10 protein-coding genes are annotated in these 12541 nt (G+C 40.1%); 3 read left to right on the forward strand and 7 right to left on the reverse strand.

The window, feature by feature from the left end; translation table 11 throughout:
• Nucleotides 1-35: 35 nt before the first annotated feature.
• The 4 genes from thrC to NYF15_RS05465 all read right to left on the reverse strand — a co-directional run bounded on the left by thrC (nt 36) and on the right by NYF15_RS05465 (nt 5295).
• Nucleotides 36-1319 carry a threonine synthase gene (thrC, locus tag NYF15_RS05450; protein WP_237120093.1) on the reverse strand — a complete coding sequence of 428 codons (1284 nt, stop codon included), beginning with the start codon at nt 1317-1319 and terminating at the stop codon, nt 36-38.
• Between the two features lie 18 nt (nt 1320-1337).
• Nucleotides 1338-2264, reverse strand: a complete 927-nt coding sequence (gene thrB / locus NYF15_RS05455; protein ID WP_237120094.1) for a homoserine kinase — start codon at nt 2262-2264, stop codon at nt 1338-1340.
• A 9-nt stretch (nt 2265-2273) separates the two neighbouring features.
• Nucleotides 2274-4691, reverse strand: coding sequence for a bifunctional aspartate kinase/homoserine dehydrogenase I (gene thrA, locus NYF15_RS05460; protein WP_371353032.1), 2418 nt, complete (start codon nt 4689-4691; stop codon nt 2274-2276).
• A 229-nt stretch (nt 4692-4920) separates the two neighbouring features.
• On the reverse strand, nt 4921-5295 hold the full coding sequence (locus NYF15_RS05465; protein ID WP_062570192.1) for a response regulator: 375 nt from the start codon (nt 5293-5295) through the stop codon (nt 4921-4923).
• A gap of 237 nt (nt 5296-5532) precedes the next feature.
• Between NYF15_RS05465 and NYF15_RS05470 the strand changes: the two genes are divergently transcribed.
• Both NYF15_RS05470 and rdgC read left to right on the forward strand, forming a co-directional pair.
• Nucleotides 5533-7296, forward strand: a complete 1764-nt coding sequence (locus NYF15_RS05470; RefSeq protein WP_062570191.1) for a sensor histidine kinase — start codon at nt 5533-5535, stop codon at nt 7294-7296.
• Nucleotides 7297-7386: 90 nt separating this feature from the next.
• The gene (gene rdgC, locus NYF15_RS05475) at nt 7387-8295 is read left to right on the forward strand and encodes a recombination-associated protein RdgC (RefSeq protein WP_062570190.1); all 909 of its coding nucleotides are present in this window, start codon (nt 7387-7389) and stop codon (nt 8293-8295) included.
• Between the two features lie 86 nt (nt 8296-8381).
• Here rdgC and NYF15_RS05480 read toward each other — a convergent pair whose 3' ends face one another.
• A complete protein-coding gene (locus NYF15_RS05480; RefSeq protein ID WP_062570189.1) occupies nt 8382-9224 on the reverse strand; it encodes an HDOD domain-containing protein in 843 nt (280 codons plus the stop codon).
• A 269-nt stretch (nt 9225-9493) separates the two neighbouring features.
• Between NYF15_RS05480 and NYF15_RS05485 the strand changes: the two genes are divergently transcribed.
• Nucleotides 9494-11197: a Zn-dependent hydrolase gene (locus NYF15_RS05485; RefSeq protein WP_371353033.1), complete on the forward strand. Its 1704-nt coding sequence runs from the start codon at nt 9494-9496 to the stop codon at nt 11195-11197.
• Nucleotides 11198-11258: 61 nt separating this feature from the next.
• Here the strand turns inward: NYF15_RS05485 and NYF15_RS05490 are convergent, their stop codons facing one another.
• Entirely contained in the window at nt 11259-12008 is a 750-nt protein-coding gene (locus NYF15_RS05490; RefSeq protein ID WP_371353034.1) for a substrate-binding periplasmic protein, read from the reverse strand.
• A 55-nt stretch (nt 12009-12063) separates the two neighbouring features.
• Nucleotides 12064-12468, reverse strand: coding sequence for an HIT domain-containing protein (locus tag NYF15_RS05495; RefSeq protein ID WP_371353035.1), 405 nt, complete (start codon nt 12466-12468; stop codon nt 12064-12066).
• Nucleotides 12469-12541 lie beyond the last annotated feature (73 nt).

Genomic DNA, 12541 nt, shown 5'->3' on the forward strand with positions numbered 1-12541 from the left:
AAAAAGAGCGACTTAGCCGCTCTTTTTTATAGATATTACGCGAGTTTACTGAGTAGCTCAGTGCGAAGCAATTGATAATCAAACTTGATATCTTCAGCTAAACATTGCTTTGCTAATGCATCAGCAAGTGGTTTCGGCATAGACAGTTCAATGTCTAAAATTTCTTCAACACTTTCTTTAAATTTAGCTGGGTGTGCTGTCGCTAAAAAGATACCTGCGCTGCCGTCTGCTAGATTTTCTTTCAAGCCTTGATAAGCAATTGCAGTATGAGGCTCTGCAATGTAACCCGTTTGATGAATTTTTTTCATCACCTCTTTTGTTTCTTCTTCACCCACACAGCTTGAGTAAAAATCATCATAGCTAAACCATTTGTTATCCAACATAAACTGAACACGTGGCCAGTTATTCGGTTTACTCACATCCATTGCGTTCGATAACGACTCAAGCGTGTCATTAGGCGACCACTCTTTGTTTTGTAAAAAACGTGGCACAGTGTCGTTTTGGTTAGTTGTAGCGCTTAATTTAGCAACCGGCATACCAAGCACTGCTCCAATCATCGCAGCGCACACATTACCAAAGTTACCACTTGGTACTGAGATATGTGCTTTACTACGCTGCTCTTTAGGTAATTGAGCAATGGCTTCAAAGTAATAGCATACCTGTGCAACTAAACGACTGATGTTGATTGAGTTAGCAGAGTTTAGACCTAGCTTTTGTTTAACTTCATCGTCTAAAAACGCTTGTTTTACCATGCTTTGACAATCATCAAAGCTACCATCAACAGCATAGCAGTGAATGTTATTACCTAACGTTGTGAATAGCTTTTGCTGCGCCAGTGATATTTTCCCTTTCGGGTATAAGATCACGACATCAATATTTGGCTTGTTGTAAAAGGCATGGGCAACCGCAGCTCCTGTATCGCCTGATGTAGCCGTTAAAATCGTGACTTTTTCGCCTTGGTTAAATTGCGCAAGACATTCAGCCATAAAACGGCCACCAAAGTCTTTAAACGCAAGCGTTGGACCATGAAATAGCTCTAAGCAATAAATGTCTTTTTCTACTTCAACTAATTTCACATCAAAGTTAAAGGCATTTTGCACCATCTGAGCAACGGTATCTGCTGGTAGCTCATCACCAATTAGGTGCGATAAAATCTTGCTGCTACGGCTAACAAAGTCCAAATCTAGTAACGCATCAATGTCTTGAATTGGCGTTAGGCTTTCTGGGAAGAACACCCCTTGGTTACGCCCTAACCCTGTTTTTACCGCTTCAACAAACGACACCTGTTGTGTTTCATCTTTTAAATTATGTAATTGCATGTTTATTCCTTAAATTCTCTAAAGCTGTCGTGTGCCAAGCTGATCTAGTTGACAGATATGGCAAAAGCCCTGCTCATTAATGTAATTATCATTCAGCCACGCTGCACACTGCTTAGCAGCTGCAAGGCTCTTACACACGGTAAATAATGTTGGACCCGCCCCCGAAATACTGACAATCTCTGCGCCAAGCTCTGGTAAGGCACTTTTAGCTTCTGCAAAGCCTTGTATGAGTGGAGCACGATGTGGCTCGGCTATTTCATCACTCATAATGGATAGCGCTGCATCAAAGCGACCAGTTAGCAATAAGCTACTAAACGCAGAAAGTCGCTGTGCAAACTCAACACTATCGTGCATTGATAATTGCTTTGGCAGTACTGATCGCGCTTTTGCGGTATTAAGTGAAAAACCTGGAAAAGCCGCTACGTAATACCATTGATTATCAACAGGTAACGAAATTGACTTGTTCGGAATAAGTTCACCAGTTAATTGCAAACCACCTAAATAACATGGCGTGATGTTATCGTAATGACGGCCGCCACTAACAATGGCTTCAAAATCAGCCATCAACTCGATGAGTTGCTCTTGAGATAAATTTGTTTCAGCAAATTTATCAAGGGCTGCAAACGCAGCCACCACAGAACACGCACTTGAACCTAAACCAGAACCAATTGGTAAGTTCTTTTTAAGCTCAAGTTTTACCGCTGGCATAGTCGGCGCAACGTGTTCTTTAAAATGAATTAAACATTGATAAGCCAAGTTTTCTTCAGCATTAGCAGGCAGTTTATGAGCATAGTCGCCTGAACATACAAAGGTATCTTGCTCAGCGGCACTCACCTCGACAACATCACCTAATAAGGTGCCATCGATAGGTGCCAGCGCAGCACCTAACGCATCAAAGCCGACAGCAAAATTCCCGATTGAAGCGGGTGCATATACACGGATCATGACCTGCTCCTACCGCGTTAACGTTTTTAAGATATCAGCAAATACGCCTGCGGCCGTTACTTCAGCACCTGCGCCATAACCACGAATCACAAACGGGCGTGGTTGATAATATTGACTTAAGATTGCCAGTGCATTTTCACCGTCACGGATATCGTATAAAGCATGGCTACTATCTACGGCTTCAATGCCTACTTTACATTGACCGTTTTCAATAGTGCCCACATAACGAAGTACTTTACCTTCACTTGCTGCACTTTGAATGCGGTCGTTAAACTGCGCATCAAGAGATGGTAGTTTTGCCATAAAGTCCGCTACAGAATCACCTTCTGCAAACCCTTTTGGTAAAACAGATTCAACTTCAATATCGCTTAGTTCTAACTCAAGACCTGATTCACGGGCAATGATCAGTAGTTTTCGGGCAACATCGGTACCTGATAAATCATCACGCGGATCTGGCTCTGTAAATCCACTTTCTTTCGCTTTTAATGTTGCTTCGCTTAGTGATAAACCATCTTGTAGCGCACCAAACATATACGATAATGAACCCGATAAGATACCGCTGAATTTAATAAGTTCATCACCCGCACCAAATAGCGATTTCAGGTTATCAAGAACCGGTAGGCCTGCACCTACGTTTGTTTCGTATAAAAACTTACGGTTATTCTTTTGTGTTGCTGCGACTAAATCTTGGTAGTAAGCATACGAGCTAGTATTGGCTTTTTTATTCGCCGCAACGACATGGAAACCTGCATTTAAGAAATCAACATATTGCGCAGCAAGTTTATCGGCTGAGCTACAATCTACGATCACAGGGTTGATTAAGTGATTTTGTTTAACAAATTGCTCCACTAGGTTTAAATCAAATGCTTGCTCTGAGCTGGCTAGCTTGTGTTGCCAGCCATCAAAAGCAATGCCTTCGCTATCTAGGTAAAGCTGTTTTGAGTTAGCAACACCGTATAGGTTCAGCTTAATATTACGTTTTTCAAGCCATGCTTGTTGGCGCTCTAACTGCTGAATAAGCTCTTGACCAACTAAGCCACAGCCAAGTAAAAACACATCGATTGAAGGAATATGCGTAAAGAAGTTTTCATGGCACACTTTTACAGCATCGTTGCACAGCTCACCATCAATAACTGCTGAAATGGCGCTTTCAGTTGAGTCTTGTGCGATAGCAACAATGTTAACTTGTGCTTGAGCTAGTGAAGCAAAAAACTTAGCAGCTAAACCTTTATGAGCACGCATGTTATCACCCACTAAAGTGACAATAGCAAGATTACGCTGTACTTGAACTGGCTCAATTAAACCAGCTTGTGATTCTAATTCGAAGGCAGTTTGTAATGCTTCAAGAGCAAGTGATAGGTCACTCTCATGCACACAGAAACTGATGCTAAATTCACATGAAGATTGAGTGATTAAAACAATTGAAACATTGTCATGTGCCAATGCATTAAATACTTTTGACGCCATGCCCACTTTGCCTTTCATACCTGGGCCTGACACCGTTAACATAGCGAGGTTTTGTAAACTTGATAACGCTTTAACTGGATCGCTCGACACGCTGTCGTTACTGATCACTGAACCTTCTGCACGTGGGTTATGAGTATTTTTTATCTCGCACGGCACACCTGCTTTAGCACAAGGTAAAATCGTTTTTGGGTGCAACACTTTCGCACCAAAGTAAGAAAGCTCCATTGCTTCTTTATATGAAAGCGAATCAACCTTAGAGGCTTTTTTGATATAGCGCGGGTCAGCATTGTACACACCGTCTACATCAGTCCAAATCTGGCATACATCAGCTTCTAAACACGCTGCTGCAATCGCAGCTGAGTAATCGGAACCATTACGACCAAGTGTTGTAAGCTCCCCTAGCTCATTAGATGCTGTGAAACCTGGCATGATATAAATAGTACTTGGCGCCGCTTTCAATGCTTCTTGAAAACGTACTTTACTTGCTGCTAAGTCAGCTTCAGCATCAATGTAACCACCTACAGAAGCTATACACGCCGTCGCTTCGAGGTAGCGAGCATTGCTCTCTTTAAGCATACATTCCATCAAGGCAACACTAACGCGCTCACCAAAACTGATTACATAAGCACGTACTTGGTCTGGGCAGCATTTTAAAAGTGCAACACCATCTAGCTTATTCTTAAGCTCATTCAAGTCTGGCCAATTTGCTACCTGACCAAAATCAGCTTCGACAGCTGCTTTTAATTGTTCACAGCGCACAACCAGTGCTTGCCATAACTCACTAAAATCTTGCCCATGCTCTGCTGCACTTGCTAACGCTACCAGAGAATCTGTCATACCACCTGGTGCTGATAGCACTAACAACATTTCATCACGTAATTCTTCTTTGACTAACTGAGCTACCTGTTGCAAACACGCGTAGTCAGCCAAGGACGACCCGCCAAATTTTAATACTCGCATTATTTATGTTTCCTCATCCCATAAACGAAAAAAAGGCCTGTGTTCTAGTGAACACAGGCCTTTATATTTGTTGCACCGACCTATGCCACTATCCCGTAAGGATGATGGTTGTAATAATAATGGTCGTTGCGTGATTAAATGTTTTCATAGCCTTTAGACTGCCCTATTACTAGCTAGGCTGTCAACCCTTTACTTAAAGATAAATTATGCATTTAGGTTATAAGAAACACTAATGAATACCAAATTTATGCAAGGTCGCTTTTAAGCGGGCAATATCTATCGGCTTGTCGATAAAGTCGATAGCACCTAGTTTTGCAACTCGTTGTTTCATTTCAACTTGAATATCAGCCGAAATAACTAAGACAAAACACTCTATTTTTTCAGCTTTAATGGTTTCGAGTACAGTTACGCCATCGACTTCTGGCATAGTTAAATCCAAGCACAGCAAATCAAAGCTCTGCTCTCGTAAAAAAGTAAGTGCTTCTTTACCATTCTTGGCTTGATGGATATCAGCACTGATGCAATCACCTAGGCACCTAACAACTTGTTTCCTAGCAACATTTGAGTCATCGCAGACAAGTACTGTGAAATTAGAACTATTCATGAGATAAAAATCTTTGCTGTAGCAAATACAACATTAAAAAAGGCTAAAGTAAAAGATGAAGTAAATTTATAACACACTTTTTAAAGTGCAGTAAGGCTAAGTTTTTTCAATATTTAGTAACAATTTATAAATGTTTCTTCAAAAAAGGATATATTTATTTATTTTTAATCATTTATTAGCTAACTTTAGAACTAGCTGAATGTATTACAATTGTCACCAAGGAGCTATGGATATTCCATGCTACAAAAAAGCCTGTCAAAAAAATTATTAACCAGCGTACTCTCGGTCTACTTTTTATTAACGTTTGTAGTTACGTGTGGGCAGGTCATTGCTGAATACGTTAATACTAAAGACTATATACGTGACGAATTAACCACCTTGCAAAAAACATTTAGTCGAAGCTTAACCCGCGCCATTTGGGAGTTAAACACCAAACAAACAATTACCACGGCCGAGGGATTACTCGCCATTCCAATGATTGAAGGTATTATTGTTCGTGATGATAGCGGTGAAATTTTATCCCAACTTGGGCGCTCTCTAGATATACACGAATTATACAGTCAACAACTAGTGCAAGAAGAAGCCATTATCGAGGACACCCCTTCGGGCTTATTTGGTTATACTTTCCCACTTATTTTTGAGTTTTCAGGCAGAGCAACCCAAGTCGGTGATGTCACCTTATTTTCAAGCCGCGAAGTTGTCTTTAGCCGTATTATGATTTCAATTTATTTCTTGATTGGTAATGCGATGATCAAAACCACGTTTTTGATCATTTTATTTTTAATCGCCTTTAGAAAACAACTTACCGAGCCACTTGCACAACTCACCGAACAAATTGAAGACCTAGAGCTCAATGACTTAGAAGGCCGTCACATCGAAATCGAAACTAGTGAGCATAACGAACTAAAAGTGATGGAAGAGTCATTCAACCGCTTAATAGATAAAGTGGTGTTGTACAGAGAAGAGCTCGAACATACACAAAAAGAACTGCTCATCAGCAACGAAAAACTTGACCAACAAAACCTGCAATTAGAGCAAGAAGTTGCACGCAAAACATCCAACCTCAGCCAAGCTATGATGGACTTGCAACAGCAAAAATATGAGTTAGAAAAACAAAAACTAACCCTCACAGAAGAAATCGATTTACGTAAACAAACCGAACAAGAATTAATTACCAAGCAAACAGAATTACAACGTTACCTTGATGAGCTAAACATGGCACAAGAGCGCCTTGTCGGCTCAGAGAAAATGGCTGCATTAGGTGGTTTAGTCGCGGGTATTACGCACGATGTAAACACACCGATTGGTATTGGTGTAACTGCAACCTCATTTTTACAGGAGCGGTTGGATCAAATAGAAGCCGCTTACAAAGACAAAACCTTGTCGCCAAAAGCGCTTGAAGAATTTATTAATGATGCCAAACAAAGCACAAGCTTACTCACCAGTAACCTTGACCGCGCTTCAGAGTTGGTTGCAAGTTTTAAACAAATTGCAGTAGACCAAGCTAGCGAAGCGGTGCGAACCATTAACTTTAAAGAATATTTAGGGGAAGTTATTCGCTCACTACATCCTAAATTAAAGAAAACATCGCATCATATTAATCTTGATTGTCCTGAAGATTTAACCCTTAACTTACCGGCTGGCGCTATTAGTCAAATTTTCACCAACCTTATTATGAACTCGCTGATCCACGGCTTCGAGGGCATCGAAAATGGCCTTATTGATATCATTATCAAAGACGAAGAAGATGAAGTGATCATCGACTTTAAAGATAACGGTAATGGCGTTACCAAAGAGCAGTTAGAAAAACTTTTTGACCCATTCTTTACCACCAAACGCGACCAAGGCGGCAGTGGCCTAGGGACACATATCACCTTTAACCTAGTGAAACAAACGCTTAGTGGTGATATTGAAGTCAATAGTGAACCTGGTAAAGGCTTGCACTATCACATAAGCTTTCCAAAAAACATGCCGAAACCGCTTTCAATGTTCAACTCGTAAGCAAAACGTCATGATGCCGAAATCATTCATTTCGGCATCACTTTTTTATTGTTATGATTGGGCAAATTTATTGAAAGGATTAGCCTAATTATGTGGTTTAGTAACCTTATCTGTTACCGCTTTAAACAAGACGTCTCATATAACCAAGAAGATTTCGACAAAGCCCTAGAGCAAGACCTATTTCGTTCATGTACAGGCCAAGAGCTATCAACGTTTGGTTGGACAAAAGCATTTGGCAAACATGGCCAAACACTTTCTCACTTCTCTCAAGACAGTATTTTAGTGTGCGCTAAGCGTGAAGAAAAAGTACTACCGGCGGCCGTAATCAACGAACTTGTAATTGAAAAAGTAGAACAAATTGAAGCCGAAGAAAATCGTCCTGTTAAGAAAAAAGAAAAAGACGAATTAAAAGAAAATATTCTACACACGCTACTTCCTCAAGCATTTAAAAAATCGAGCCTACAGTTTGCCTTTATCGATCAAAAAAATGGCTGGGTAATCGTAAACAGCGCAAGCTTTAACAAAGCAGAAGAGCTGCTAGCCCTTCTTCGTAAATCACTTGGCACACTGCCTGTTGTTCCTGCATTTGCAAATTACGACCTTGATGTATTTTTAACAGATTGGCTAACTAAGTTCAGTGCACCTGACGGGTTTGCTATCGGCAATGATGCCGAGCTTGAAGAAGCTGATGACAGCGGTGCTCAGGTAAAACTAAAAGGTCATGACCTTTCATGTGATGAAGTTAAGTCGCATCTAGAAAATGGTAAGCGTGTAACTAAGCTTGCGCTAGATTGGCAAGAACGCGTTAAGTTTATGCTGCAAAATGATGGTTCTATCAAACGCATGAACTACTCAGAAACATTAAAAGAAGAAAACGCTGACATTCCTAAAGAAGATATGGCAGTCAAGCTCGATGCAGACTTTATCCTCGCATCAGAAGAGATCAAGCAAATGTTAGAAGAACTAACACAAGGGCTTGGTGACGCTGACGATTTATAACCGAGCATGACACAAAAAAGTGCGATAAATATCGCACTTTTCAATTACTTCATACTGAGTAAATAAAAATTATATCCTATGTGGCTTTAGTCGGTAAAAACAGCCTTAACCTCATTGAGCATATTATGGTACTCATCAGTATTGAACATATCCAGAGACTCAATGACCCCTTTATCAACATACATTTGCAACGCAGCCGATTTATCTGAAACTTGTAAAATTCCCTCCAGAATCGCACCAATACGGATAAAATCCACGTAACAAATATGCTCAGGGCGGTAATTAGGATTTGCCCAGCTTTCAGCAACTTCAACAAACTCATCAGTGAAGCCCCATGCTCGCATGATAGCACCGCCGACCTTCCCCCCTAGCTTTTGAATAGCGTGGGCAAGAAAACTAGGATTGGCAAATACTTCGGGGTGTTTTTCAGCTTCAGTAAGAATGGGTAGCACGCCAATGTTATAAACCAACGAAGCGAGTGTAATGGTATCTCGATTCAATGACGTGTGCTTATTCATATGTAAAAAGAAGTCCATTAAGGTAATTGAATGGCAGGCAACTTTAAGCGTCTTTTGCCATGCTTTATCCATATAACCTTTAATTAACTCATTATGTGAAACAAAAAGCTGTTCCATGGCCATTGCCGTAGCAATATTCTTAATTTGCCTTAAACCAATACGTGTTACCGCTTGATGTAAATTTGTGACCTTCACTGAGCGTCCCATAAATGCACTGTTGGCCACTTTAATCATTCTTGCCGATAAAGCAGGATCATGTGCAATGACATCCGCCATCTGCATTAAATTTACATTCGGATCATCTGCCGCTTGCCTCACTTTGACTGCAACTTCCGGTAAGGTAGGTAACACTAACGTGTCATTATTTATTCTGTCGACCAAAATGGTCAGTAAAGCATTCTCTGTTGACATATACGTGCCATCCTCTTGAATTAGTCACTTGCAAATAACGTAAACTAATGACTGACATTCTTAGATTAATTATAGTTTTAGTATTATCTAAGTTAGCGCTAAAGTTAAGAAAAACACAGAAATTATATTTTTTATATTTTTAAGTCACTACCTGATAAATAAATATTGCTTCTAGCGCACTAAACTTGCCATATATATGTCAGATTTGCTTTAATGCGAAGACATTCTGTTTTAAACGTAATGATTCTCTCTTTCTAACGGGCAAAAAAATGACATTAAATAAAATTAGCCAAGCACTTATCTTATCAGGTGCTGTTTTTCTTGGCGCATGCTCTAATGAGCAAGCAACCACTTCTCAAACTAAGCCTACAGCACAACAAACAAAGCAAATTACTGAAGAAAATAATCCTCAACTTATCAATGCTGACAAGAGTCGTTTAGATATTTATACAGACTTTACACTTACATCAGACTTAAGCCACTTAAGTGACAATCAAAAACAAATGGTTGGTAAGCTAATTGATGCATCAAAAATCATGGATCAACTATTTTGGCATCAAGCATTTGGTGAAAACAAAGACGCATTTTTAGCAAAAATAAATGATGAAAAAGTTCAGAAATTTGCGGATATCAACTACGGCCCTTGGGATCGTTTAAATGGCGATAAAGTATTTTTATCTGGCTACGAAGAAAAGCCACTAGGCGCAGGTTTTTACCCAAGCGATATCACTAAAGAAGAATTAAATAGCGCAAATGTTGAAGACAAAACAGGCCTTTATTCTGTAATTAAGCGTGATGAAAATGGCAAACTTTATAGCGTTGCATACTCTGTAGAATATGCACAAGAGCTTGAAAAAGCTGCGAACTTACTACGTGAAGCAAGTAAACTTGCTGACGACAAAGAATTTGCAAACTACTTAAGCATGCGTGCCGATGCCCTAGTAAGTGATGATTTCCAACCATCTGACTTTGCGTGGATGAATATGAAAAATAACCCAATTGATGTTGTTATAGGCCCTATCGAAACTTACGAAGATCAGCTATTTGGTTATCGCGCCGCCTATGAATCTTATGTACTTATTAAAGACCTTGCTTGGAGCGAGCGCTTAGCTAAGTTTGCTGCTTTTCTACCTGAGTTACAAAAAGGCTTACCTGTTGCAGACAAGTACAAGCAAGAAGTACCAGGCTCAGATGCAGACCTAAATGCTTATGATGTTGTGTACTATGCTGGCCACTCAAATGCGGGTAGTAAAACAATTGCCATCAACCTGCCAAATGACGAGCAAGTTCAATTAGAAAAAGGCACACGTCGCTTACAGCTGAAAAATGCAATGCGCGCTAAGTTCGATAAAATCTTAGTGCCAATTTCAGAGCAGTTAATCGTTCCAGAGCAACGTAAGCACATCACCTTTGATGCATTTTTTGCTAACACCATGTTCCACGAAGTAGCCCATGGTTTAGGCATTAAAAACACCCTTACAGGTAAAGGGACAGTTCGCCAATCACTACAAGAGCATGCCAGTGCCCTTGAAGAAGGTAAAGCAGATATCCTAGGGCTTTACATGGTTGAACAGCTACTTAAAAAAGGCGAAATCACTGACGGAACATTAGAAGATTATTACATCACCTTCATGGCTGGTATCTTCCGCTCAGTGCGTTTTGGTGCATCAAGTGCCCACGGTAAAGCAAATATGATCCGCTTTAACTTCTTTGCTGAAGAAGGTGCGTTTTCTAAAAATGCGGACGGCTTATACAGCGTTAACATGGAGAAAATGAGTCAAGCAATGGAAAAACTTTCGCGCTTAATCTTAACGATTCAAGGTGACGGTGATTACCAAAAAGTTGATCAGTTAATCGCAACCCATGGTGAGATTAAAGCTGAGCTTGCTAAAGATTTAGAAAAGCTAAGCCAAGCAAATATCCCTGTTGATGTAACCTTCAAGCAAGGTAAAGACGTATTAGGTTTAAACTAAACCAGTTATTTTGAAATAAAAAACGCTGCCAGTGGCAGCGTTTTTTATTATTTAAAGCTTATTAATGAGCAACAAAACTGAGTCCATACTTGTTGTTTAACTTTACGATATCGCCACTTATCAACATGTTATGAAACTCTCGGTTAAACTCATCAATAAAACGACCTAACTCTCGTTGTTTAGAAAAACCAAAATAGCCTTGATTAACAGTTAGCAAGGGCGAAAGCATAATAACGTCTTCAGCAATCCCTAATCTTTCTATTACAGGCTTTGCCGCACGTGGATGAGCCAGAAGCAAATCAACTCTATCGTACATTAACTGTAAAAAGCTTGCTTGCACACTCGCCACCTCAGAGAGTGACAAACTCGATTCATAACGCTTAAACTCTTGACCGTAATCCCAACCTCGAATTACACCTATTACGTCTTTTTTTAAACTAGCTAAGTTGCCAAGCCAAGTAACTGAGTTACTCGGTTTAGTATAAAATACAATAGGATCCTCATAGAAAGGCAGTTCACTGTACAGGATATATTGTTCGCGAAGCAGCGACTTGTAAGGTCCAATAATCGCATCAGCCTTCCCCTGCTCAACCATTTTCAACGCTCGCTTCAATGGCATCACATCGATAATTACGGTATGCCCTAAACGCCGACATATTTCATGAACAATATCAGCACCCAGTCCGGTAGCATCACCTTGGGGGTTAGGCTCCAAAATTGCGGGGAAATGGCTCCCTACAAAGTAATAGCTTTTAGCAAAACATGAAAAGGAGCTAAAAATAAAAAGTACAGAAAGCATTAATCTTTTCACTTTTTACTCCCTCCTTTTAGTATTCTGAAAAATAAATTTTACTCTAGCACGAATATTAAAAATGCGCTTTAAGTGCTGAGATTTGCTCATCGCTATAAGGTATAGCAGGTAACTTTCCCCATACAGGTGCGGGCCATGCGGCATCGCTTTTAAAACGCGCAATATGATGAATATGTAATTGCGGTACCATATTACCCAGTGCAGCAACATTCAGCTTATCAGGGCTAAATACCTGTTGAAGCAGCTTACTTAACTTAGCAGATTCTTGAAGTAACATAATTTGTTGCTGTTCAGACAGGTCAATGATCTCTTTAACACCCGCCTCTCTTGGCACTAAAATAAACCACGGATATTGGCTGTCATTCATCAGCAATACTTTACACAGTGGCCAATCAGCAAGTTCGATACAGTCGCGCTGTAATTCTTTGGCCAGAGAAAACGGCGTGTGGGTATTTTCCATCAAAAAATCCTTAAATCTAAGTTGTACCCCTGTTACTTTATAGCATTTAGTTGCAGTTGCCTAAGCTTACCAT

Source organism: Pseudoalteromonas sp. 68 DY56-GL68 (genome assembly GCF_041414825.1).
Lineage (GTDB): Bacteria > Pseudomonadota > Gammaproteobacteria > Enterobacterales > Alteromonadaceae > Pseudoalteromonas.

Coding starts and splice junctions, on each gene's coding strand:
- thrC (WP_237120093.1), bottom strand. CDS start 1,319: ATGCAATTACATAATTTAAAAGATGAAACACAACAGGTGTCGTTTGTT.
- thrB (WP_237120094.1), bottom strand. CDS start 2,264: ATGATCCGTGTATATGCACCCGCTTCAATCGGGAATTTTGCTGTCGGC.
- thrA (WP_371353032.1), bottom strand. CDS start 4,691: ATGCGAGTATTAAAATTTGGCGGGTCGTCCTTGGCTGACTACGCGTGT.
- NYF15_RS05465 (WP_062570192.1), bottom strand. CDS start 5,295: ATGAATAGTTCTAATTTCACAGTACTTGTCTGCGATGACTCAAATGTT.
- NYF15_RS05470 (WP_062570191.1), top strand. CDS start 5,533: ATGCTACAAAAAAGCCTGTCAAAAAAATTATTAACCAGCGTACTCTCG.
- rdgC (WP_062570190.1), top strand. CDS start 7,387: ATGTGGTTTAGTAACCTTATCTGTTACCGCTTTAAACAAGACGTCTCA.
- NYF15_RS05480 (WP_062570189.1), bottom strand. CDS start 9,224: ATGTCAACAGAGAATGCTTTACTGACCATTTTGGTCGACAGAATAAAT.
- NYF15_RS05485 (WP_371353033.1), top strand. CDS start 9,494: ATGACATTAAATAAAATTAGCCAAGCACTTATCTTATCAGGTGCTGTT.
- NYF15_RS05495 (WP_371353035.1), bottom strand. CDS start 12,468: ATGGAAAATACCCACACGCCGTTTTCTCTGGCCAAAGAATTACAGCGC.